Source organism: Candidatus Pelagibacter sp. PS_28 (assembly GCF_059417885.1).
The window spans coordinates 651,382-675,751 of record NZ_CM182070.1 but is presented as its reverse complement, the minus strand read 5'-3'; the positions used below and the strand labels follow the sequence as shown (position 1 = coordinate 675,751).

Below are 24,370 nucleotides of genomic sequence, written 5' to 3'. Positions count from 1 at the left end.
TATTTTCTTAGAAGTTTCTATATAAAGATACAAGAATACCTTGAACTTTTACTCTATCTGGACCAAATATTTTGGTTTCATAGTTTCTATTAGCACTTTCAAGCGCTACAGTTTTTCCTTTTCTTCTAATTCTTTTCAACATTGCCTCGTGTTCATCTATTAAAGCTACCACAATTTTACCGTTATCAGCAGTGTCAGATCTTTTTATGATAACAGTATCACCTTCATTAATGCCAGCCTCAATCATTGAATCACCTTGAACTTTTAGACCAAAATATTGACCGTTTTTTTCAAGATTGCTTGGAAGAGGTATACGAGAAACTTCATTTTGTATTGCCTCTACAGGTGTTCCTGCTGCTATACTACCTAATACAGGAATTTCCATTTCATTTAAGTTAGTATTTTCTGTATCTAGACCACCCTTAATAACACTAGGTGAAAAGCTATTGTAAATATCATTAGCAGAAGCTGTTTCAGGAAGTTTTATAACCTCTAAAGCTCTAGCTTTGTGAGCCAACCTTCTAATAAAACCTCTTTCTTCTAAGGCACTTATTAATCTGTGTATTCCTGACTTAGATTTTAAATTTAAAGAATCTTTCATTTCTTCGTATGATGGAGATACACCTGAGGCTCTCAACTTTTTGTTGATGAATAAAAGCAGGTTTTTTTGTTTTTTAGTTAGCATAAGAACAAATAAAGTACAAAATCTGTTCTACAAGTGTTCTTTTAATTCTGCAATAGCTAAAAAATGTTTAAAATAGGGGCTTATTTTGCTAGAGAACGGAAAAAATCGAATTTTTATTTAAATTTTTTAAAAGTGATTCACCAATTAAAAAAGTTTTTATTTCTGTTTTGTTCTCTAAGGCAAGAAGTTCTTCCTTTGTTTTAATGCCACTTTCAGAAATTAAAGGGGAGGAGTGATTACTTAAGACGTTATAGATATCATAAGTTGTATTAAGATCTGTTTTTAAAGTTTTAAGATTTCTATTATTTATTCCAATTAATGCTTCTTTAAAGTTAAGAGCTTTTTCGGCTTCTCCTATTGTATGGACCTCAACAATTATTGACATATTAAGTCTCAATGCTTCTTCATATAATTCATTAGCAAGGTCGTCAGAGACACCAGCTAATATAATTAATATTGCATCCGCACCATAACTTTTTGCAAGAGGTACTTGAAACTTATCAATAAAAAAATCTTTACATAAAACGGGTAAATTTATTTTTTCTTTCACTTTACTAATGTCACTTAGGCTGCCCAGAAAGAAATCTTCTTCAGTAAGAATTGATAAACATGTAGCTTTATTGTTGTTGTAGATTTTTGCTATTTCTATAGGGTTATAATCATCAATTATGATACCTGCAGTTGGGCTTGCCTTTTTTATTTCTGCAATTAGAGAAATTTTATTATTATCAATGTTGTTTTGAATTTTATCTTTAAAGTTAATAAATGATTTATTTTGATCTATTTGTTCATTTAAAGAATTTAATGAAATTGATTTTTTTAATAAATCAACTTTTTCAATTTTTTTTTTAATAATTTCCTTTAGTACATCTTTAGACATTTTGAATTTCCTTTAAGTCATTGTATGTTTTTCCTGACAATATATGTGTTCTTGCTTCATTATAAGCATCAATAAAAATTGTATGTTTTTCTGAAACAATAAGACCTGCAGCAGCATTTAAACAAACAGCTTTTGAAAAATCATTATCCTCACCTTTAAATATATCTAACATTTTATTTGCGTTAAATTTTGCATCATCACCAAGTAAATTTTCAAATTTATTTGCACCTATATTTAGTTTTATAGGATCAATTAATATTTCAGAAATTTTACCATCTTTTAATTGAACAACATTAGTTTTTGAATAGGGTGATATTTCATCTAATCCATCTTCACTATTTACAATCCAGGCAAATTTAATATCTAAATTATTCAAAGCATTAGCAAAAACTTTTAATAGTTTTTTATCAAAAACACCAATTACTTGTCTGTCAACAAGTGCAGGACTACTTAAGGGACCAATCATATTAAAAATTGTTCTTTTTCCTATTTTTTTTCTAGTAGGACCAACAAATCTCATTGCACTGTGATAGTTAGGTGCAAACATAAAACCAAAGTTATTTTTTTCAATTTGTTCCTCAATATCTTTAGGCTCTAAATCTATCTTTATATTTAAAGCTTCCAAAACATCTCCTGAACCACATTTAGAGGAAACAGCTTTATTGCCGTGTTTTGCAACTTTTATCCCCATACTAGATAGAAGTAGTGCTGAAGCGGTTGAAATATTAAGTGTGTTCATACCGTCTCCACCCGTTCCACATGTATCAATACAGTCATTAACGGTAACTCTTTTAGATTTATCTCTTAAAACAAAAACCCCTCCAGCAATTTCATCTGAGCTCTCACCTTTAGATGAAAGTAGAGTTAAAAAATCAAAAATCTCATCATCTGAAGCTTTGCCATTCATTAGGATTTCAAAAGCTTTTTTGCTTTCAGCAAACGATAAGTCTTGTTTATTTTTTAATTTATCTATGAAAATTTTCATTTACTTTTTGTAATTAATAAAATTTTTTAATATTTTAATTCCAGAGGTAGTTTTTATACTTTCAGGGTGAAATTGAACACCGTGAATATTATATTCTTTATGCATTATGCCCATTATGATTCCATCTTCAGTTTCTGCAGTAATTTCAAGTTGATCAGATAATGTTTTTTTATCAACTATAAGACTGTGATACCTTGTAGCTTCAAATTTAGAGGGAAGATTTTTAAGTATACCTATTTTTTTTGATTTTATAAAACTAGTCTTCCCATGCATTAACTTTTTTGCTTGAATAATTTTTGAACCGAAAACTTGGCCAATAATTTGATGACCTAAACATACTCCAAGAATTGGCATTTTTTTATAAAGTGCCTTTACTATTTTAATACAATTTCCTGATTGATCTGGATTACCAGGTCCTGGTGATATAATAATTTTGTCATATTTAATCTTTAGTATTTGTGCATGGGTGATTTTATCATTTCTAACCACATCAACTTTAACGCCTAGTGATGATACATAGTGATATAAGTTAAATGTAAAACTATCATAGTTATCTATTAATAAAATTTTCATTATTTTAATGCATTCACTAAAGCTTTGGCCTTATTAACAGTTTCTTCGTATTCTTTAATTGGATTACTGTCAGCTACTATTCCTGCACCAGCTTGGACATAAAATTTTTTATTTTTTACAACAGCAGTTCTTAACGCAATGCATGTGTCAAACTCACCATTCGCAGAAAAATAACCTATACCTCCAGCATAAACTTTTCTTTTAGTGGTTTCTAGCTCATCAATAATTTCCATAGCTCTAATTTTAGGTGCTCCTGAAACAGTCCCTGCAGGAAATCCAGCAAGTAGTGATTTAAATTTTGAAATTTTTTTATTATAAATGCCCATCACATTAGAAACTATATGCATTACATGAGAGTATTTCTCGATCATAAAACTATCTGTAACTTTAACAGTTCCTATTTTAGAAACTTTACCAGCATCATTTCTACCTAAGTCAAGTAGCATTAAATGTTCAGAAAGTTCTTTTTTATCTTTAAGCAAATCTCTTGCAAAAAAGCTATCCTCTTTTAAATCTTTACCCCTAGGTCTAGTTCCAGCAATTGGTCTAACAGTAATCTTGTTATCTCTTAGTCTTACTAAAATTTCTGGACTAGCTCCTATAATTTGAAAATCATCAAAATTAAAAAAATACATAAATGGAGATGGGTTAGTAGTTCTAAGTTTTTTATAGATTTCTAATGGTCTTTTAGACAATTTAGCTTCAAACCTTTGACTTAAGACGACTTGAAAAATATCTCCAATTTTTATGTATTTTTTAGCTTTGCTCACCATCTTTAAAAACTTATGCTTAGTTGTATTAGATTTAATTTTTATATTTTTGATAATGGTTTTATTAAAACCTTTTTTTTGGAGAGAGGCTTGAATTAATAATTCATTTATTTGTTTTTCAATTTCAAGGTATCTACTCTTATAATTTATAATTTTTTCATCCTTAAAGATATTAACAATATAAAAAATCTTCTTTTTCAAGTTATCATGGACAACTAACACTCTTGGTCTTAAAAGCCTTACATCAGGTAGTTTCAAATCATCTCTACATTTATTCGGAATTTTTTCTATGTATCTAATTGAATCATAAGAAAAATAACCAGAAATTAATGAACTAATAGGAGGAAGCCCTGATGGTATTTTAAATTTAAATTCTTCAATTATCTTTTCTATAATTTTTTCAGGTTTTCCTTTAATTTTTTTTTTAGTTTTGTTTGTAACTAAATATGAATTGTTATTATTGAATTCCCAAATTTTATCAGGGTTTTTACCAAAAATAGTGTATCTACCTCTTATTTTTCCCTTTTCTACAGATTCAAAAACAAAACTATTTTTTTCTAAAAGAAAATTATCAATTAGATTTATGATTTCGTCATCTTTTCTTATTTTCCTAGTGGTGTAGAGGATTTGATTTTTGTTTCTTTTATGTTGAAACTTAAAATCATTAAAGTTTCTATTTAACATTATCTAAAATAATTTTTAACTCGCTCAAGTGTTTTTTCATTCACAACAACTTGGTATCTGTTATTTAAAAATAAATCATATGATTTTAAAATTTTATTTTTACTTTGCGCCCCTTCTTCAGAAGATATTTTTCCAAAATTAGCAGAATTTTTGTTAATGTTTTTTTCTTCATATTTTATAGTCTTTGCAATAAACACATCATTTTCATTGTTTGTGATTAATGTGAAAGAATTAATAGGAAGAGAATAGAGTATTTGAATTGAGTTTGTCTCAAATTTTTTAGTATCATTTATAGAATCTAGCTTAATTTCTTTTATATTTTTTTTACCAAACTCATTAAATGACACTTGATTGAATGTTTTTTTATTTATTTTTTCTAAAATATTTTTATTAAATTCAAACTTTTCTTTTTGAAATAGAAGATTTGTAATTTGTTCTTTAAATATAGGATTTTCAAGATCTGGCAATTTAGAGATTGAATTATTTATATTGTAAAAAATATAAGCACCATTATTTTCAAGAATTTCAATTTTATCTTCTCTTGAATTATAGATCATATTTTCTATTATTTTTTTATTATCAAGATTTATGTATGAGTTAACTTCAGTAGGGGAAATATCTAAATTTTTAACTATAGTTTTAAAATCAATATTTTTTGATATTTGGTTTTCTATATCGTCAATTTTATCAAAAAATGCTTGATTAAAATCATCAATACCTAGTAAGTTTTTTGGGCTAATTTCAACAAAAGTGAAATCAATATAATCTTGTTTTAATTTTTCTGCATTTTCTTCAACGAAAAACTTAATATCGTTATCTGTAAACATTTCCTTTTTTTTATAAAAGGTACTTAGATCGATATATTCGATATCTAATTTTTTGTTATTTTCTTTATAAAATTTATTAATTAAAAATTCTGGTGATTTTGTTCCACCACTTATGTAGGTAAATAATTGTTTTTGAAGTTCATTATTTTTCAAGCGTATTTCAAACATGGCTGCAGAAGAATTATTTGTTAATAAAAATTTTTCATATAATGTTCTTTGAAATAATCCATTTTCATCATGGAAATTTTTATTATTTTTAATTTTTCTAATTAATACGTCTTCTGTGATTGAAAGATTAAGTTCTTCTATTTCAAGATCAAGAAGAGTCGTGGATACTAATGTAGATAAAAGTTCTTCTATAATATTTTTATCGATATTTTCTTTAATTACCTGTTGGCTTAATCCTGATTCATTTAAATAATCCATAAAATCTTGTGTAGAAATGTTAGTATTATTTATCTTAGCTATGTTGTTTTGATTGCCAGTGCTAAATCCTCCACCAAAACCACCAAAACCAAAAGCTACTATAATTACAAAAATTAGTAGTAGACCACCAATTTTCTTTTTAGAAAAATTTTTAAAAGGATTTATCATTACTTCATTAATTTATTGATCTTTAAAATACCAAGCTATAGATTAAATTTTTCATTATGACAAATAAATATATGTATTTTGTAGCTAATTGGAAAATGTATGGGAATTTATCTTCTTTAAATACATTGGATAAAGTTATTAGATTTTCAAAATCTAAAGAAATAAAGGGAGGTAGATTAATTTACTGCCCTCCAAATACGTTAATAAGTTCTTTTGCTAAAAAATTTAATAATTGTCAAATTGGTATTGGTGGACAAAATTGTCATGAAAGCAAAGATTATGGTGCCCACACTGGTCATGTTAATTCCCGTATGTTAAAAAACATTGGTGCGCATTTTGTAATTATCGGTCATTCTGAAAATAGAAAACAAGGTGAGAGTGATAAACTAATTAATCTAAAAATAAAAAGTGCTCTCGAAGCTAAATTAAAAGTTATTTTTTGTATTGGTGAAACTTTAAGTGAAAAAAGAAAAAAAAAGACACGTTCAATTTTATCTAAACAAATTAAAATTGGTCTAAAAAATATTAAAAATAAATCTAATATTTTTATTGCTTATGAGCCTGTTTGGGCTATTGGCAGTGGCATTATTCCAAAATCATATGATCTTTTTAAAACCATAAAATTTATTAAAAGTAAATTTAGAGATAAATTGCCAAAAGTTTTATATGGAGGTTCAGTCAACCCTGAAAATATTACAAACTTAAAAAAAATTAATAATATTGATGGTTTTTTGATTGGTGGTGCATCTCAAAGTGCTAAAAAATTTATTGATATAGTCAAAAAAACGTATAGTTAAGCCACATGGAAAATATTTTATTAGTAGTCAACTTAGTGCTAGCAACAATACTTGTACTTTTGATACTTGTACAAAAATCAGAAGGTGGTGCTCTTGGGATTGGTGTCTCTCAGGATAATTTTATGCTTTCCAGATCTGCAGGTAATTTTATGGGTAAGGCTACCGCAGTAGTTGCAACTTTATTTATAATTTGTAGCTTAGCTTTAACAATTATATCTAGAGGTGAGTTAACACCCACATCTTCAGTCTTGGATATCATTGAGGAAAAGTCAGGTGATACGCCTTCAATTCCTGAAAATAATAATTAATCCTTTTAAATTCATTAATTAATCGCTATAAGATAATACCATGGCGCGATTTATTTTTGTTACCGGCGGTGTGGTTTCTTCATTAGGAAAAGGTCTTTCCTCAGCTTCCCTTGCTTACTTGTTACAATCTAGAGGTTTTAATGTACGTTTAAGAAAACTAGATCCCTATTTAAATGTTGATCCAGGAACGATGAGTCCCTTTCAACATGGTGAAGTTTTTGTAACAGATGATGGTGCGGAAACAGATTTAGATTTAGGTCATTATGAAAGATTTTCTGGAATATCTGCAAAAAAATCTGACAATATTACAACGGGAAAAATTTACAGTGATGTTTTAAGAAAAGAACGTAAAGGAGGGTACCTTGGAAAAACCGTTCAAGTTATCCCACATATAACTGACCGTATTAAAGATTTTATAAAAAGCGATACATCAAAAGAGGACTTTGTAATTTGTGAAATTGGTGGAATAGTTGGTGACATAGAAAGCCTCCCTTTTGTAGAGGCTATCAGACAATTCTCCAATGATGTGGGTAAAAAAAATGCTTTATTTATTCACTTAACATTAGTCCCATATCTTAAAGCTTCAGATGAAATTAAAACCAAACCTACTCAACACTCTGTTAAAGAATTAAGAAGTCTAGGTATTCAACCTGATATAATAATTTGTAGATCTGAAAGATCTATACCCTTAGAGCATAGAAAAAAGATATCCTTATTCTGTAATGTTGGAATTGAAAATGTAATTCAAACTGTAGATGTTAAAACCATTTACGAAGCACCAATTAGCTTTAGTAGAGAAAATTTAGATAAACAAGTTCTTGAATATTTTAAAATAAAATCTAGAAAAAATGTTAACTTAAATCCTTGGAAAAAAATTACCAAAATTGTTATACACACAAAAAAAACAATCAATATTGCAATTATTGGAAAATATGTAGAACTTAAAGATGCTTATAAATCATTAGATGAGGCTTTAACACACGGTGGTATTGATAATAATTCAAAAATTAATTTAGTGAGAATAGATTCGGAGAACTTAAAAATTTCTGAAATTAAAAAAAAATTAAAAGGTGTTTCTGGAATTTTGATACCAGGAGGATTTGGCAAACGAGGAACAGAGGGAAAAATTGAAGCAATTAAATATGCTAGAGAAAAAAAAATTCCTTTCCTTGGAATTTGTTTTGGTATGCAAATGGCTATTATTGAGTTTGCAAGAAATAAGCTAAATATAAAGAAGGCCACATCAAGTGAGTTTGGATTTGGAGGAACACCAATCATTGGTTTAATTTCTGAATGGAATAAAGATGGTAAATTAATCAAAGGTACTGATAAAAATCTTGGTGGTACTATGAGACTTGGTCTTTATGAAGCCAAATTAAAAGACAATTCTTTGATTAGAAAAATCTATAAATCAAAATCAATTCAAGAAAGACACAGACATAGATACGAAGTTAATATTAGTTATAAAGATCAATTTGAAAAAAATGGCCTTATCTTTTCAGGATTATCTCCAGATAATAAATTACCAGAGATTATTGAGCTAAAAAACCACCCATGGTTTATAGCCGTTCAATTTCACCCAGAATTTAAATCTAGACCTTTAGCACCACATCCTTTATTCTCATCATTTATCAAAGCAGCTAAAAATCATAAATGAAAAATATAAAAGTTAATTGTGGAAACATAGAAATTTCAAATAGTAACAAAATTTTTATTATTGCTGGCCCATGCCAACTTGAGACTAAACAGCATGCCATGGATATGGCTGGTAAGATTAAAGAAATAACTTCTAAGTTTAATATGGGCTTTGTTTACAAAACATCTTTTGATAAAGCTAATAGAACAAGTTTAAAAGGAAAAAGAGGTATGGGGCTTGAACAATCTTTACCTATTTTTGATAAGATTAAAAAAGAATTAAAAGTTCCAATATTAACTGACATACATAATGCTGAACAATGTTCAGTTGTAGCTCCTCATGTTGATGTATTACAAATTCCTGCATTTTTATGTAGGCAAACAGATTTATTAATTGCTGCAGCTAAAACTGGAAAAATTATAAATGTTAAAAAAGGTCAATTCCTAGCACCTTGGGATATGGTTAATGTTACAAAAAAAATTGCAGACTCAGGTAATAATAATATTTTAGTTACAGAAAGAGGAGCAAGCTTTGGTTATAATACTCTTGTCTCTGATATGAGATCTCTACCTATAATGGCAAAAAATGGTTATCCTGTTATTTTTGATGCCACACACTCAGTTCAACAACCTGGAGGCCTAGGCGAGACTAGTGGTGGTCAAAGAGAATTTGTTGAATACTTGGCAAGAGCTGCGGTTGCTGTAGGTGTTGCAGGTGTTTTTATTGAAACACATCAAGACCCAGATAATGCTCCATCTGATGGTCCCAACATGGTTCCGTTAGATAAATTAGAAAAATTACTATCTCAATTATTTGAAATAGATAATCTGATTAAAAAATAAATGAGTAAGATTTTAAAGATTAAAGCTCGTCAAGTTTTTGATAGCAGAGGAAACCCCACAATTGAAGCTGAAGTTTATTCAAAAAAATTAAGTGCGTCTGCCATTTGTCCATCGGGTGCTTCAACAGGAACTTACGAAGCATTTGAAAAAAGAGACAATAATAATAAAAAATATTTAGGTAAAAGTGTTTTAGGTGCAGTTAATTTAGTTAATACAAAAATTTCAAAAAAATTAATAGGTACAAATATTCATGATCAAACACGTATCGATACAATTTTAATTAATCTTGATGGTACTAGGCAAAAAACAAATTTAGGTGCTAATGCTATTTTAGCCGTATCAATGGCTGCTAAAAAACTTTCAGCAAAGATTAAGAATATTCCACTGTATAAGACTTTTTTAGTAAAAAATAATTATAAATTACCATATCCATTAATGAATATTATCAATGGTGGAGCACATGCTAATAACGAATTAAGAATTCAAGAGTTCATGATTAGACCGGATAAAGCTAAGAGTTTTTCAGAAGCTATGAGAATATGCTTTGTTGTAATTAATAACTTAAAAAAGCTGATTATAAAGAAAAGGTTGTCAACATCTGTAGGAGATGAGGGGGGCTTTGCTCCAATGATTAGTAACAATCAAAAAGCTTTGGATTTAGTTGTTGCTGCAATTAATAAGTCTGGTTTTAAAAATGGCAAAGATGTTTCGATTTGCTTAGATGTGGCGGCAAATGAATTAATGAAGAAAGATAAGTATTCTATTCACTCAAAAAAATTTGTTTCGGTAGATCAATCTATTAAAGAATATAAGAAGATAATAAGTAAATACAAAATTAAATCTATTGAAGATCCATTTGCAGAAAATGATTGGATAGCATGGAGTAAATTAATGAAAAATACTAATAATGTGCAAATAGTTGGAGATGATTTGTATGTAACCAATTTAGAAAGACTTAAAAAAGGCTTTTTAAATAATTCTTCAAACTCTATATTAATTAAACTCAATCAAATTGGTACGGTATCCGAAACACTTGAAGTTATAAAGTTTGCACAAATTATTGGATATAAAACAATAATTTCTCATAGATCTGGAGATAGTGAAGACACTTTTATAGCAGACCTGGCCATAGGTACAAATTCTAATCAAATCAAAACTGGATCTTTAGCTAGATCAGAACGTGTTGCAAAATATAATCAATTATTACGTATAGAAGAAGAACTTGGAAAAAAAGCATCAATGAGTAAAATTTATTAATGCTGGGTAAATTAAAAAACAATTATTTTTTATTAATCTCTACTTTTTTAATACTTTATTTTTTCTTTAACCTTCTAGATGGTGAAAGAGGCCTTTTTTCTTATTTTAAAAAAAAAGAAATTTTAGTTAATCTCAAAATTGAAGAAGCTAATTTATCTAATAAAATCAAACAGCTTGAATTTAAAAACTCTCTATTAAGTAATAAATTAGACCTAGATTATGTTGAAACTTTAATTAGAGAAAAATTTATGTTTGGCAAAGAAGGAGAGACCCTTTATATAATTAAAAAGAATGACAATTAAGCCAAGACATCCAGAAAAAGTTAACAAACCTTTAAATCCAATCAAAAAAAAACCTGATTGGATAAGATCCAAACTTGTTAATAGTAAAGAGTTTTTTCTAACAAAAACAATTGTTAATAATAATAATTTAGTAACCGTATGTCAGGAAGCAAACTGTCCGAATATCACAGAATGTTGGAGTAAAAGACATGCAACATTTATGATAATGGGTGATACTTGCACAAGAGCATGTGCTTTTTGTGATGTAAAAACAGGTAAGCCAGGAAAACTAGACTCATTAGAACCCGTTAAGATTGCTGAAGCCGTAAAAAAATTAAATTTAAAACATGTCGTAATCACTTCTGTTGATAGAGATGATCTTGAAGATGGAGGGTCAAATCATTTTTTTGAGGTAATTGATCAAACAAGAAAAAGAAATCCTAATACATCAATTGAGGTTTTAACACCTGATTTTCTAAGAAAAGGAGATGCTTATAAAAAAGTACTAGAAGCTAATCCTGATGTTTTTAATCATAACATTGAAACTGTGCCTAGACTTTATTTAAAAGTAAGACCAGGCTCTAGATATTTTTCATCATTAGAACTCTTAAAGAATGCAAAAATAGTTAATAAAAATGTTTTCACAAAATCAGGGTTAATGGTTGGATTAGGTGAAAATAAAGAGGAGATCATTCAAGTGATGGATGATCTAAAAGCAGCTGAAGTAGATTTTTTAACCATTGGTCAATACTTACAACCCTCTGTAAGACATCACCCCTTAGATCGTTATTACCATCCAGATGAATTTAAAGAGTTAGAAACAATTGCAAAATCAAAAGGATTTTTATTAGTTTCATCGACACCTTTAACTAGATCTTCGTACCATGCAGATGAAGATTTCGCTAAACTTCAACAAAATAGAATTAATAATCATTAATGCCTAAGGCATCAGTTAAAAGAAGCATAAATAAAAAAAAAGATAAACTTATTGAGTTTGTTTTAGATATTGAAAAATATCCAGAATTCATACCTTTTTGCTTAGACTCAAAAGTCTACGATAGAAAAGAAGAAAAAAATCAAATTTTAATCATAGCGGATTTAACAATTGGAAAGGGTCCTTTTAGCGATACCTATAAAAGTGACGTTAGATTTAATAAAAAAGATGACACGATTAATGTTACTAATTTAGATGGGCCACTTAAACACTTACAAAATAATTGGAAATTTATAGAAAATAACAACATAACTGAGGTTTATTTTGATGTTGATTTTGAAATTAAAAATAAGTTTTTAAATTTGTTAATGGAAAAATCTTTTGAATTTGGTTTAAATAAAATTGCTGATGCTTTCCAAAAAAGAGCTGAAACAGTATAAAAAAAATGTAAAAGACTGCTTAAATTAAAGAGCTAACAATATCCAAGGCTCTTTTTACTGAAGCTTTTTGAATTGAGTTTCTTGTTTTTTGTTTAAAAATATTTTTAGTGACAACTATTTTATTAGATTTTTTTACTCCAATATAGATTAGTCCGACTGGTTTATTTTTAGTCCCACCATTAGGACCTGCAATACCAGTGACAGATACATTTATTTGAGCTTTAGATATCTTTGCTAAATTCATAACCATAGCCTCACAACATTCAGCACTAACAGCGCCATATTTTTTGATAATATTTTTATTTACATTTAAAATATTGATTTTTGCTTGATTAGAATAGGTAATAAGACCTATGTTAAATACTTTAGATGCGCCACTAATGGAAGTAATAGATGCAGCTAACATCCCTCCTGTGCAAGACTCGGCAAAAGATATTTTAAGTTTTTTTTTGATTAATTTTTTTACAATATTTTTCATTATAAAATGTAGCTCTTTAAAACCATGAAACATAAAAGGGTTAAAACCACATAAAAACCAGCACAAATATCATCCATAATTACACCAAAGCTATTTTTAAAGTTTTTATCAAAAAAGTTTACAGGAAATGGTTTCATGATATCAAAATATCTAAAAAGAATAAAAAATAGTGCATAATAAAAAATAGCTTCTACTCCATCTTTTGTTGTTCCATGTGATATCTCATAAAGATATATGGGAATTGATTGACCTAAAAATTCATCAATTATAATTTCACTAGGATCTTTATTTTCATTATTTTCTATATGACTTGAAACCGCATAAAATGCGTAAATAAATATTATTATTAACCCAACTAAAATTATATTTGATGAAATATTTAAAGTGTGGAATAGATAATAAAGAATAATCACAGTAGCCAGTGACCCAAAAGTTCCAGGCATATACTTAATCTTACCAAGACCAAACATTGTAACAAATAATGAGTTGATAGATTTAATCATTTTTAATAACTGAGGCTATCACTTCACAGGCAATTGCCTTTTCTTTACCAATCACACCTAATTTTTCAGTTGTTTTACCTTTTATATTAATTTGACTAGGAGAGATATTACAGATTTTTGCAATACAATTCGATATTTGTTTTTTAAATTTTTGGATTTTAGGTTTTTGAGTAATAATATTAATGTCAAGATTATTGACTAGGTAACCTTTTTTAACAATCTGCTTAATGATTTCACTTAATAGAATTGTAGATCGAATATTTTTAAATTTTTTATTCTTATCCGAAAATTTTTCACCAATATCACCCATAGAACAAGCTCCAAGTATGGCATCTGTTACAGCGTGTAATACAGGATCTCCATCTGAATGACCTAATGTACCAATGGGTGAAGGTATTTTAATTCCACCTAAATAAAGTTTTTTATTAGGTACCAACCTATGAACATCAAAACCTAGTCCAAATTTTATTAAATTATTAAACTTAATATCTGATTTTATTGTAATTTTTTTGTTAGCAGTTTCTCCTTTTATAATTTTTATTTTTTTACCAGCTCTTACAAACAAATTCGCATCATCAGTAACTTCCTTACTTTTGTTATTTTGAAGTGAAGAAAGTTTTTTATAGTTAAATGCTTGAGGTGTTTGGATTAAGTAAATATTTTCTCTTTTTAAATTTTTAACATTATTCGAAATTTTCTGCTTAACCGTATCTGTAGTTTGAATTGCAGGAATTACACAATCATTTGATTTTAATTCATTCATTAGTTTATCTAAAAGTTTCAGAGAAAAATTCGGTCTTGCAGCATCATGAATTATTACATTTTTAAAATTATTTCTTTTAATACTTTTTAAGGCATTATAGGCAGACTCTGCTCTTGTTTTACCACCTGTGATAATTTTGATGTTTTTAATATTAAGTTTCTTGATATAAATTTTATGTTTTTTATTTATTACCAGGACAATTTTATTAAATTTATTAAAAACTTTAGCTTTATCAATTGAATGCAATAATAAAGGTTTACCTCTATAATTTGTGTAGGGTTTTGGAGTATTTGAATTAAATCTTTTACTTTCACCGCCAGCAAGTATTATAAAGCAACTATTCATGATAAAAATATATAACACATTATTTTGTTCAAAATGATTGATTTTATTAAAAAAAATATATTCATCATTGTAATATTTTTAACCACTTTATTCACAGGTTTTATAACTTTTTTAACATTTATTGATAAAAGTTTTTTAAGATTATCTGATGATAATCTCCAACTATTATTAATTGGAAATATTGCATTGTTAATACTTCTTTTTTTTATGATATTTTCAGAAGTAAGAAATTCTTTAAAGATAGATGTTGATGTAAGTGGCTCTAAAGCCAATAGAAAATATATAACATTCTTTGCATTATTTACTTTAATTCCTTCGATTTTAATTTCTTTATTTTCATTATTTCTCCTTTCATTTGCTCTTGATAAATATTTGGATAAAAAAATAACAACAGCTGTTAATAATTCTTATGAAATTGCAAAAAGCTATACAGAAGAAGTTAGAACAAAAACACAATCAGAAATAATTTTAATAGCATTTGATTTAAACAAAAGTATCAATTTTTTAAATACAAATATTAATCAATTTAAAAGTTTTCTTAAAACTCAAAAACTAATTAGAGGTATGGATGAAGTTCATATTATTGAAGGTAATGGAAATTTATATTTATCAACTTTAGAAGATAATACTTTATATACACCACCTTTAACTGATGCTTTAGAAATGGTCCAAAACGATAAAAGACCACTTAAGATTATTAATGCTTATAAAAATCAAACTGCATCCATTATGAAGCTTGAAAACTTTGATGGTAAGTATTTATATATAATAAAGTATTTAGATAAAAAAATTTCTCAATATTTACTAGAATCTCAAGAAGCGCTTAATTTTTACTACACAGTTCTAAATAAACAAACTGGAATTAAGATATCATTTGTATTTATTTATCTTGTTATAGTTTCATTATTATTATTTTTATCCATATCAATAGCTATAAGATTTTCATCAAGGTTTTTTAGGTCTATTAATAATTTAATTATTGCATCTTCTAATATTGGAAAAGGTAATCTAGATATTAAAGTACCAGAAATTAAAACTGATAAAGATATGGAGACTTTAAATCAAAATTTTAATTTAATGATAGATAAATTAAAAGCACAACAAGAAAAAATTATAATCAAAGAAAGACATGAAGCTTGGGAAAATCTAGCTAGAAAATTAGCTCATGAAATTAAAAATCCACTCACACCTATTCAATTAACCATTGATAAATTGAAAAGCAAATATTCAGAAAAAGTAGCAGATCATGAAAAAGAAGACTTTTCCAAAAGTTTATTGATTATTGGAAAACAAATTAAACAAATTGAAAATCTAGTTAATGAATTTTCGGATTTTGCAAGAATGCCAAAACCAATTCTCAAAAATAATAACTTAGTTTCCTTGATAAAAGATAATGTTAAATTAATAAATGAATTAGATAATGAAATTATAATTGATTTTAAATCAAATAAATCCAATATTTTTTTAAACTCTGATAATGAACAATTAAGTAGAGTTTTCTTCAATTTAATTAAAAACTCTATTGAAAGTATACAGGATAAAAAAATTGATAATGTTAATTTTAATGGAAAAATCGATATTTCTATAAATGAAAATGAGGAAATTATTAACTTCATAATTATTGATAATGGATTAGGATTTGGAATATTTAAAAACAATGTAAAAGACATTCTAAATCCTTACTTTACAACCAAAAAAAAAGGTACTGGCTTAGGTTTGTCGATTGTTAATAAAATAATAAATGATCATAATGGTAAAATAAATTTTATATCACTTGAAAAGGGCGCAAAAATTGAAATTATATTTACAAAATAATGAGTACTGAAATATTAATTATTGATGATAATGCAGATATTAGAAATATTATTAACGATCTAATAATTGAAGCTGGCTACAAAACAAGATTAGCCGCAAACTATAACCAAGCATTAAATGAGATTGATAAAAAACTTCCAGATGTTGCAATTATAGATGTTAAGTTAGACAAAAGTGACAATGATGGTTTAGAACTTTTATTACATATTAAAACTAAAGATAAAAATATTCCAGTTATAATAATTACGGGTCATGCAAACGTTGAAATGGCAATCAAAGCTTTAAAAGCTGGTGCTTTCGAATTTATTGAAAAACCCTTTAATCAGGAGAGATTATTAAACTTTGTTAATAGAGCTGTTGAAAACTTAAATCTTAAAAATAAGAATAAAGAATTTGAAAGTAAACTTTTTTATTCTTATGAACTAATTGGTGTTAGTGACAATTTTAAAAAAATAAAAGATCAAATAGATAAAATATCAGTTTCTGAAAGTAGAATTTTTATCAATGGACCTACTGGCTCAGGTAAAGAATTGATAGCAAGAAAAATACATAAAGAATCCAAAAGACAGAAGGGTCCTTTTGTTATTTTGAATGGCGCATTACTTGATATTAAAAAATATGAATTAGAATTATTTGGCGAAGAAAAAGATAATGGCTCCATAACTTATGGCGCTTTAGAGAAATCAACAAAGGGTATACTTTTAATAGATGAAATTTCTGAAATCCCACTTGATACTCAATCTAAAATTTTAAGAGTTTTAATAGATCAAAAATTTAGAAGAATTAATGGCAACCATGATATTAATGTTGATGTAAGGATTATATGCTCATCTAGTAAAGATATAAAAAAAGAAATAGAAAATGGTAATTTTAGAGAGGACTTATATCATCGACTTAATGTATTTGAAATTAACATCGATCCTTTAAAAGACAGAGTTTCAGATATACCTTTGTTAGTTGAATATTTTTCTGAAAAAATTTCAATAAACTACAATTTAAAAAAACTAAGTATTGATACAAATAATAAATATTTACTCAACTATGATTGGCCAGGAAATGTTAGAGAATTAAGAAATTTAATAGAGAGAATAGCAATACTTGCGCCTGATAGTACTGATAAAATTTCAAATATTATTAAAGAATCTCTAAAAACACCTGATATTAGAAATATACCATCAGAAAACTCTTTATCTATACCACTAAAAGAAGCTAGAGAAAATTTTGAAAAAGAGTATTTAACTACACAATTAAAAAAATTTAATGGCAATATATCAAAAACTGCTGATTTTATTGGAATGGAAAGATCTGCCTTACATAGAAAGCTTAAAGGTTTAGGGATCAAGGAATTAAACTAAATGAATATTATAATTTGTGGAGCAGGTAGAGTGGGCTTTACTATTGCAAAAATTTTAAGTGAGCAAGGACACTCAATAACTATAATTGATCAATCAAGTGAAGATATACAAAAGATTGATGACACACTAGATGTAAAGTCTATTGTGGGTAAAGCTACCTATCCATCAATTTTAGAGAAAGCAAACGCAACTGAAGCTGATATGATTATTGCAGTAACACGTAATGATGAAATTAACATGTTGATATGTCAAATAGCATTTTCAATATTTAATGTTCCAAAAAAAATAGCAAGGATTAGATCACAAGATTATTTAAATCCAAAATTTACAAAAGTTTATAATAAAGAAAATTTACCAATAGATGTTATTATTTCACCTGAGATTGAGATAGCAAAATCACTTCAAAGAAAATTAGAAGCTCCTGGTTCACTAGATAATGTTCCTTTTGCTAATAATAAAATTAGATTGCTAGAGATTTTGATAGATGAAAATTGTCCAATAAAAGACATCAAACTTAATGAGCTTACAAAAAAATTTCCAAAACTTAATTCTAATATAATGGGAGTAATTAGAGATGAAAAATTTGTTTTATTAAAAAAAACAGATGTTATGCTTAAAGAAGACAAAGCTTATGTTGTAATTAACGCCTCACAAATGAATGAAACTTTAGCAGCCTTTGGTCATACAGAAAAAATTTCTAATAAAATTTTGATTATTGGAGGAGGAAATATAGGATTTAACTTAGCAAAAAATTTAGAAGAAAGTTTTGATTCTGCAAGAGTTAAAATAATAGAAAAAGATAAGGAAAGAGCAGAACTTATTGCAAGCCAATTAAATAACACAATTGTTATAAATGGAGATGCTTTAGATGAAGAAGTTTTATTGGAGGCAAATTTAGAAGAGGTTCAAACTGTTTTGGCTCTAACAAATGATGACGAAGATAATTTAATGATAAGTGTATTGGTTGAAAAATTTGCTAAAGACAATGATGAATTAAGTGACAAAAGAACTATGGCTTTAATTAACAAGCCCAATTATTCTCTTTTACAAACTTCTTTAAAAATTGATGATTTTATTGATCCTAGAATGAATACTGTATCAAGTATCTTAAAACACATTCACAAAGGTACTATTGAAAATGCTTATAGTATTTTGAATGGTGAATATGAGATTATTGAAGCTGAAATTATTGAAACTTCAGAGTTAGTAAATAAAGAGTTAAAAAATTCTAACTTACCAGATGAAATAAGAATTGGTGCAGTTTTAAGAGGCGAAGAAGTAATTATCCCTAGATCAAATTTTGTATTTAAAAAAGAGGATATTGTCGTTCTTTTGGCTAATAAAGATTTCCTACATGTTGTAGAAAACATGTTTCGTATAAGTTCTATTTAATTTAATGAAATACTTTAAACTCATTTACTTGAGTGTTTTTTTTGGAATAGTCTCAATTTTAGCTTTTTTTAATATCACTTACTCTTACTATCTAAACCTCTATCTAAATCTAAATACCTACATAATTACATTTATAGTCTCTATTCTTTTAACAATATTATTTTATTATTCAAAAAATAATGATGAAAAAAAAATAACTATATATGATAAAATATTAACAATACTTCTTGGTTATTTTTTATTACCACTAGTTATTTCTATACCTTTTTATTTTAGTATTTATAATTTAACTTTTGTTAATGCTTTCTTCGAGTCAATTTCTGGATTCACCTCAACAGGCTTTACTATTTTTAACAATATTAATCATATTGATCAAAGCTTAATATTATGGAGATCTGCATCTCAATGGATAGGGGGTCTTTATTTTTTATTTTCTATAATACTTTTAATTGATATTTTTGATCATAGTTTTAAAAAATCTTTAACTAATTTTTTATCTTTTAATAAATCCGAAACATTCAAGCAAGCATTCAAAATTTTTTTATTTTATTCATTAATTACGCTTTCAATTTTTATAATTTTAAGTTTTTTTGATATTAGGTTATTTAATTCTCTAAATTTAGCAATGACCATAATTTCATCAGGTGGTTTTTTACCATCTAATAATTTGTCTAATATATTGGTCAATAATTCCCAAGTTATAATTATATCAATTTTATTACTATCTTCTTTTTTTAGTATTTTTTTAATTTACAATTTAATCTTTACAAAAAACCATAACCTTAATTTCTTTAATGAAGATATTCATTTGTTATTTTATTTCTTATTTTTGTTGATTATTTTTTTTGTATTTTTAAATTTTGAAAATAATTTTAGTGAATTATTTTTATCCTTAACAAGTAGTATTTCTAATGTAGGTTTTTCTCTTAATAATTCTTCTAATAATTTATCTTTTGTTTTTCTAATACTTGTTATTATTGGTGGATCTTTTTTTTCGACAAGTTCTGGTATTAGGTTTTTAAAAATTTATTCTTTATTTAGATATTCAATTAACGAAATTCTTTCTTACAGTAGACCTAAAAATATTTACATAAATAAACACTTGTTTTCAAAAGATACATTTAAATTAGATGAAATTTATAAATATTTTTTATCTGTAATAGTTTTTATAATCTCTTTATTAATTTTAACCTTTCTATTAACTTTAAGTGGAATTGATTTTGAAAGCTCTTTTAAACTCTCAATATTAACCATCATGAACACAGTAAATTCATCAATGTTTGGGTTGCCTGATTTTAGTTTTTATGATCTACATTTTATCACTAAGTATTATCTAATTTTCTTTATGATTATTGGTAGACTAGAGCTTCTAACTTTATTAATTATTTGTAAAAAATTTCTTTTTAAAAATTAAATTCGTACTATAAATATACTAATATTAATTTGCGCTCTTAGCTCAGCTGGATAGAGCATCGGTTTTCTAAACCGAGGGTCGGTGGTTCGAGTCCACCAGAGCGCACCATCACTATATGTAACACATTGTTTTTAATGGAGCACTACATATAGTTAGAACAATTCTAAAAACTAAATTTTTATTTTGATGGTAGATATAAAATGTTAAACATCTAACTTAATTCAAATCATTTTGAATTATTTGTTAACAAATAAATAAATAAAACAGAGGAATAAAATATGTTTAAATACGTAAAACAATTAACTTCTCTAGTTGCTATGGTTGCAGTTCTGTTTACTTTTACAACAGAAACAATGGCCGCTAAGAAGTCAAAAACTCTTAAGAACACTCAGAAAAAAGGTTTCGTAAGATGTGGTGTATCTCAAGGTCTACCTGGATTTTCAAATGCTGACGCTGCTGGAAATTGGACTGGTGTTGACGTTGATGTATGTAGAGCGGTTGCTGCTGCTGTATTAGGTGATGCGAACAAAGTTAAGTTCACTCCACTAAGTGCTAAAGAAAGATTCACAGCTCTAACTTCTGGTGAGATTGATATCTTATCAAGAAACACAACTTGGACACTTTCTAGAGATGCTGACATTGGTTTAACTTTCGTTGGAGTTAACTTCTACGATGGCCAAGGTTTCATGGTAAGAAAAGACTCAGGAATTACTTCTACGAGCCAATTCAAAAATGGAATCTCAGCATGTACTAACATCGGAACTACAACTGAACTTAATATGAGAGACTTCTTTAATTCAAAAGGAATTTCATATGAGCCAGTAGCTTTCGAAAAAGCTGATGAAGTTGTTGCAGCTTATGACTCAGGAAGATGTGATACTTACACAACTGACAAGTCTGGTTTAGCAGCACAAAGAACAAAAATGACTAACCCTGATGATCACATCGTGTTACCAGAGACTATTTCTAAAGAGCCTCTAGGACCTGTTGTACGTCAAGGTGATGCAGTTTGGGAAGACATCGTAAGATGGTCTCTAAACGTAATGATCGAAGCTGAAGAATACGGTATTACATCTTCAAACGCTGACATGATGAAAACTTCTGATAACCCACAAATCAAAAGACTTGTTGGTTCTGAAGGTGAAATGGGTGCAGCATTTGGTTTAGATAACGATTGGAGCTTAAGAATTATCAAACAAGTTGGTAATTATGGAGAAAGCTACAAGAGAAATATCGCTGATACTGGTATTTTACCTGATAGAGGTCCAAACCAATTATGGACTAAAGGTGGAATATTATACGTACCACCAGCAAGATAATTAATATCTAATAAAACACATAAAGGGCTAGATTTATCTAGCCCTTTTTTTATAATACTCATCACATGAAATTAAAAAAAATCTTACCTCAACTATTAACATTATTATTTATAGTTTTAATATTTGGTTTCTTTACCATGAATGCTCAAGAGAACATGGATACAAGAGGTATCGAATTTGGTTTTGGTTTTTTAAGTCAAGAAGCTTCATTTGATATACAATTTTCTTTAATTGATTATGACGGATCACATTCTTATGCAAGAGCATATCTTGTTGGATTATTAAATACACTCTTAGTAGCTTTCATTGGAATTATTTTAGCTACATTATTGGGTCTTATTGTTGGTGTTGCAAGATTATCTCCAAATTATTTGATTAGAAAAACTGCTTCTTTTTACATAGAATTCTTTAGAAATGTTCCATTATTATTACAGATTTTCTTTTGGTATTTTGCAGCGCTAAGAGCTCTGCCAATGCCTCAAGATGCAACAATGATATTAGGATCATCTTTCATGACCATAAAGGGACTTTATACACCAGCTCCAATTTGGACAAATTTCGATATTTTTTTTACAACGTTAATTGTGGCAATGATTTTAATTTTCTTTTTTGTCAAATTTGCAAAAAAGAAACAAGAACAAGAGGGAAAACAGTTGCCTGTATTAATTATCTCATTAGCTATTTTTATAGGTCTACCACTGTTAACATTTTTAGTTGGTGGTGTTGATTTATCTTTTAGCTTTCCAGAATTAAGAAAAATGTCACAATCTTCTTACACATTTGATGGAGGTATGGGTATACCACCTGAGCTAATTGCGTTAACTTTAGCCTTAACTCTCTATACGGCAACTTTTATTGCAGAAAATGTAAGAGCAGGTATTCAAGGTATTGGTAAAGGGCAAAAAGAAGCTGCTGCATCAATTGGTTTAACACCAAGCCAAGTTTTGAAATTAGTAATTATGCCTCAAGCGTTAAGAATAATTATACCACCTACTACTAATCAATATTTAAATTTAACCAAAAACTCTTCTTTAGCAGCAGCAATTGCTTATCCAGATCTAGTTTTAGTTTTTGCGGGTACTGCAATGATGCAAACAGGAAAAGCAATTGAAATTGTTGGTATTACAATGGCTACATATTTAACTATTAGTATAGCAATTTCATTACTAATGAATTGGTACAACCAAAGAATAGCAATAAAGGAAAAATAATGAATTCAAAAAATCTTGATTTACCAAAAGCTAAAGTTCAAATAAATAGAAATACATCTCTTATTATTGGAATTTTATTTTTTTTCTTAGGTATTTTTGATTTTTGTTTAAATAATTTCTTTGGTACAAATATTACCGCTTTTTTACCTAGGTTTATTAATTTTTTTACTCCCTTAATCTTTGGGGTAATTGGTCTTCATTTTATTAGAATTGAATTTTCAGGTATTAAAATTTTAGATAGCCTTAATAAAAATATTAACCCAAGTAATTTTAACGCAGCTTTAAGTTTGTGTATTATTTTTCTTATAATATTTTCACTTCCTCCATTATTAAATTGGTTCATTTTTGATGCTAATATTTCTGGTGACACTAAAGAAGCGTGCACTGGTGGCGGTGCCTGTTGGGTTTATATCAAAGTTTGGTTTAATAGATTTATGTATGGAATGTATCCTAATGCTGAACAATGGAGAATTAATGTAACATTTGTTACTGTATTAGCCTTTATGGCAGCTGGATTTTTTGTACCTGCTAAATTTAGAAATTATCTTTCTCTTTATTACACTCTTATATTGCCAATTATTTCGTTCATCTTAATTTACTATTTGATTTCAGGAGGTTCTTTTGGACTTGAGTGGGTTGAAACAGGTGCGTGGGGTGGCTTATCTTTAACCTTTATAGTTTCTTTTTTCTCATTAATCTTTTGTTTTCCAATTGGCATGATGCTCGCTCTTGGTAGAAGATCTGATTTACCCGTTGTTAAATATTCATCTCTTTCATTCATTGAATTTTGGAGAGGTGTTCCATTAATTACAGTTTTATTTATGTCAGCTGTAATGTTTCCAATGTTTTTACCTGACGGAACATATGTAGATAAACTAATTAGAGTTGTTGTAGCAATTACTTTATTTGAAGCAGCTTATACAGCTGAAGTTATAAGGGGAGGACTACAAGCTCTTCCAAGAGGCCAATATGATGCAGCTAAGTCACTTGGGATGGGTTACTGGAAACTTCATATTTTTGTTATTCTTCCACAAGCTTTAAAATTAGTAATTCCAGGAATTGCGAATACATTCTTGGCACTTGTAAAAGATACACCACTAATTTTTGTGGTAGGTCTTTTAGAGGTAGTTGGTATGTTAAATTTAGCTAAAACTAATCCTGAATGGCTAGGATTTTCAATGGAAGGATATGTATTTGCTGGAATAATATTCTGGATTATTTGTTATAGTATGAGTAAATATAGCCAGAAATTAGAATTAAAATATAAAACAGATAGATAAAT

Annotated in this window: 24 protein-coding genes and 1 tRNA gene; 16 read left to right on the top strand and 9 right to left on the bottom strand. The window is 27.5% G+C overall.

Annotated features, from left to right (window positions below; genetic code table 11):
• Nucleotides 1-7: 7 nt before the first annotated feature.
• The 6 genes from lexA to AC5SMR_RS03670 form a co-directional block, all read right to left on the bottom strand.
• Nucleotides 8-685 (bottom strand): transcriptional repressor LexA, encoded by a 678-nt coding sequence (lexA, locus tag AC5SMR_RS03695; RefSeq protein WP_271487021.1) that lies wholly within the window; start codon nucleotides 683-685, stop codon nucleotides 8-10.
• An 88-nt stretch (nucleotides 686-773) separates the two neighbouring features.
• Entirely contained in the window at nucleotides 774-1,565 is a 792-nt protein-coding gene (locus AC5SMR_RS03690; RefSeq protein WP_494576115.1) for an indole-3-glycerol phosphate synthase TrpC, read from the bottom strand.
• Complete coding sequence (trpD, locus tag AC5SMR_RS03685; RefSeq protein WP_494576113.1) at nucleotides 1,558-2,550, bottom strand: anthranilate phosphoribosyltransferase; 993 nt, start codon at nucleotides 2,548-2,550, stop codon at nucleotides 1,558-1,560. The genes AC5SMR_RS03690 and trpD overlap by 8 nt, the downstream gene beginning before the upstream one ends.
• Nucleotides 2,551-3,123 (bottom strand): anthranilate synthase component II, encoded by a 573-nt coding sequence (locus tag AC5SMR_RS03680; protein ID WP_494576111.1) that lies wholly within the window; start codon nucleotides 3,121-3,123, stop codon nucleotides 2,551-2,553.
• A complete protein-coding gene (gene trpE / locus AC5SMR_RS03675) occupies nucleotides 3,123-4,577 on the bottom strand; it encodes an anthranilate synthase component I (protein ID WP_494576109.1) in 1,455 nt (484 codons plus the stop codon). The genes AC5SMR_RS03680 and trpE overlap by 1 nt, the downstream gene beginning before the upstream one ends.
• Nucleotides 4,577-5,998: a SurA N-terminal domain-containing protein gene (locus AC5SMR_RS03670; protein ID WP_494576107.1), complete on the bottom strand. Its 1,422-nt coding sequence runs from the start codon at nucleotides 5,996-5,998 to the stop codon at nucleotides 4,577-4,579. Before AC5SMR_RS03670 ends, trpE begins: the two co-directional genes overlap by 1 nt.
• A 56-nt stretch (nucleotides 5,999-6,054) precedes the next feature.
• Between AC5SMR_RS03670 and AC5SMR_RS03665 the strand changes: the two genes are divergently transcribed.
• From AC5SMR_RS03665 to AC5SMR_RS03630, 8 genes are read left to right on the top strand one after another with little or no spacing between them, the layout of a single operon-like run.
• Nucleotides 6,055-6,795: a triose-phosphate isomerase gene (locus tag AC5SMR_RS03665; RefSeq protein WP_026362722.1), complete on the top strand. Its 741-nt coding sequence runs from the start codon at nucleotides 6,055-6,057 to the stop codon at nucleotides 6,793-6,795.
• A gap of 5 nt (nucleotides 6,796-6,800) precedes the next feature.
• A complete protein-coding gene (gene secG / locus AC5SMR_RS03660) occupies nucleotides 6,801-7,103 on the top strand; it encodes a preprotein translocase subunit SecG (RefSeq protein ID WP_020169376.1) in 303 nt (100 codons plus the stop codon).
• Nucleotides 7,104-7,143: 40 nt separating this feature from the next.
• Nucleotides 7,144-8,760, top strand: coding sequence for a CTP synthase (pyrG, locus tag AC5SMR_RS03655; RefSeq protein ID WP_494576104.1), 1,617 nt, complete (start codon nucleotides 7,144-7,146; stop codon nucleotides 8,758-8,760).
• Nucleotides 8,757-9,581, top strand: coding sequence for a 3-deoxy-8-phosphooctulonate synthase (gene kdsA, locus AC5SMR_RS03650; protein ID WP_494576102.1), 825 nt, complete (start codon nucleotides 8,757-8,759; stop codon nucleotides 9,579-9,581). The genes pyrG and kdsA overlap by 4 nt, the downstream gene beginning before the upstream one ends.
• A complete protein-coding gene (gene eno / locus AC5SMR_RS03645; RefSeq protein WP_494576100.1) occupies nucleotides 9,582-10,838 on the top strand; it encodes a phosphopyruvate hydratase in 1,257 nt (418 codons plus the stop codon). It abuts the gene before it with no gap.
• On the top strand, nucleotides 10,838-11,140 hold the full coding sequence (locus tag AC5SMR_RS03640; RefSeq protein ID WP_494576098.1) for an FtsB family cell division protein: 303 nt from the start codon (nucleotides 10,838-10,840) through the stop codon (nucleotides 11,138-11,140). The genes eno and AC5SMR_RS03640 overlap by 1 nt, the downstream gene beginning before the upstream one ends.
• Nucleotides 11,130-12,056 (top strand): lipoyl synthase, encoded by a 927-nt coding sequence (gene lipA / locus AC5SMR_RS03635; protein ID WP_494576096.1) that lies wholly within the window; start codon nucleotides 11,130-11,132, stop codon nucleotides 12,054-12,056. Before AC5SMR_RS03640 ends, lipA begins: the two co-directional genes overlap by 11 nt.
• Entirely contained in the window at nucleotides 12,056-12,493 is a 438-nt protein-coding gene (locus AC5SMR_RS03630) for a type II toxin-antitoxin system RatA family toxin (RefSeq protein ID WP_494576094.1), read from the top strand. Before lipA ends, AC5SMR_RS03630 begins: the two co-directional genes overlap by 1 nt.
• Nucleotides 12,494-12,512: 19 nt before the next feature.
• Here the strand turns inward: AC5SMR_RS03630 and AC5SMR_RS03625 are convergent, their stop codons facing one another.
• The 3 genes from AC5SMR_RS03625 to ispD are packed head-to-tail and all read right to left on the bottom strand — an operon-like array spanning nucleotide 12,513 to nucleotide 14,582.
• Nucleotides 12,513-13,004 (bottom strand): CinA family protein, encoded by a 492-nt coding sequence (locus AC5SMR_RS03625; protein ID WP_494576092.1) that lies wholly within the window; start codon nucleotides 13,002-13,004, stop codon nucleotides 12,513-12,515.
• Nucleotides 12,971-13,474, bottom strand: a complete 504-nt coding sequence (locus AC5SMR_RS03620; protein ID WP_494576090.1) for a phosphatidylglycerophosphatase A family protein — start codon at nucleotides 13,472-13,474, stop codon at nucleotides 12,971-12,973. The genes AC5SMR_RS03625 and AC5SMR_RS03620 overlap by 34 nt, the downstream gene beginning before the upstream one ends.
• A complete protein-coding gene (gene ispD, locus AC5SMR_RS03615) occupies nucleotides 13,467-14,582 on the bottom strand; it encodes a 2-C-methyl-D-erythritol 4-phosphate cytidylyltransferase (RefSeq protein WP_494576088.1) in 1,116 nt (371 codons plus the stop codon). Before ispD ends, AC5SMR_RS03620 begins: the two co-directional genes overlap by 8 nt.
• 33 nt (nucleotides 14,583-14,615) lie before the next feature.
• On the opposite strand from ispD, the gene AC5SMR_RS03610 reads away from it, so the two are divergent.
• The 8 genes from AC5SMR_RS03610 (at nucleotide 14,616) to AC5SMR_RS03575 (ending at nucleotide 24,368) form a co-directional block, all read left to right on the top strand.
• Nucleotides 14,616-16,397: an ATP-binding protein gene (locus tag AC5SMR_RS03610; protein WP_494576086.1), complete on the top strand. Its 1,782-nt coding sequence runs from the start codon at nucleotides 14,616-14,618 to the stop codon at nucleotides 16,395-16,397.
• Nucleotides 16,397-17,752: a sigma-54-dependent transcriptional regulator gene (locus AC5SMR_RS03605; RefSeq protein ID WP_494576084.1), complete on the top strand. Its 1,356-nt coding sequence runs from the start codon at nucleotides 16,397-16,399 to the stop codon at nucleotides 17,750-17,752. Before AC5SMR_RS03610 ends, AC5SMR_RS03605 begins: the two co-directional genes overlap by 1 nt.
• Nucleotides 17,753-19,144, top strand: a complete 1,392-nt coding sequence (gene trkA / locus AC5SMR_RS03600; RefSeq protein ID WP_494577395.1) for a Trk system potassium transporter TrkA — start codon at nucleotides 17,753-17,755, stop codon at nucleotides 19,142-19,144.
• Between the two features lie 4 nt (nucleotides 19,145-19,148).
• Nucleotides 19,149-20,558, top strand: coding sequence for a TrkH family potassium uptake protein (locus AC5SMR_RS03595; protein ID WP_494577394.1), 1,410 nt, complete (start codon nucleotides 19,149-19,151; stop codon nucleotides 20,556-20,558).
• 31 nt (nucleotides 20,559-20,589) lie between these two features.
• A tRNA-Arg gene (locus AC5SMR_RS03590) sits at nucleotides 20,590-20,666 on the top strand.
• Between the two features lie 170 nt (nucleotides 20,667-20,836).
• The gene (locus AC5SMR_RS03585; protein ID WP_494577393.1) at nucleotides 20,837-21,877 is read left to right on the top strand and encodes an amino acid ABC transporter substrate-binding protein; all 1,041 of its coding nucleotides are present in this window, start codon (nucleotides 20,837-20,839) and stop codon (nucleotides 21,875-21,877) included.
• 65 nt (nucleotides 21,878-21,942) lie between these two features.
• Nucleotides 21,943-23,088, top strand: coding sequence for an amino acid ABC transporter permease (locus AC5SMR_RS03580; protein WP_494577392.1), 1,146 nt, complete (start codon nucleotides 21,943-21,945; stop codon nucleotides 23,086-23,088).
• Entirely contained in the window at nucleotides 23,088-24,368 is a 1,281-nt protein-coding gene (locus AC5SMR_RS03575) for an amino acid ABC transporter permease (protein ID WP_494577391.1), read from the top strand. Before AC5SMR_RS03580 ends, AC5SMR_RS03575 begins: the two co-directional genes overlap by 1 nt.
• Nucleotides 24,369-24,370 lie beyond the last annotated feature (2 nt).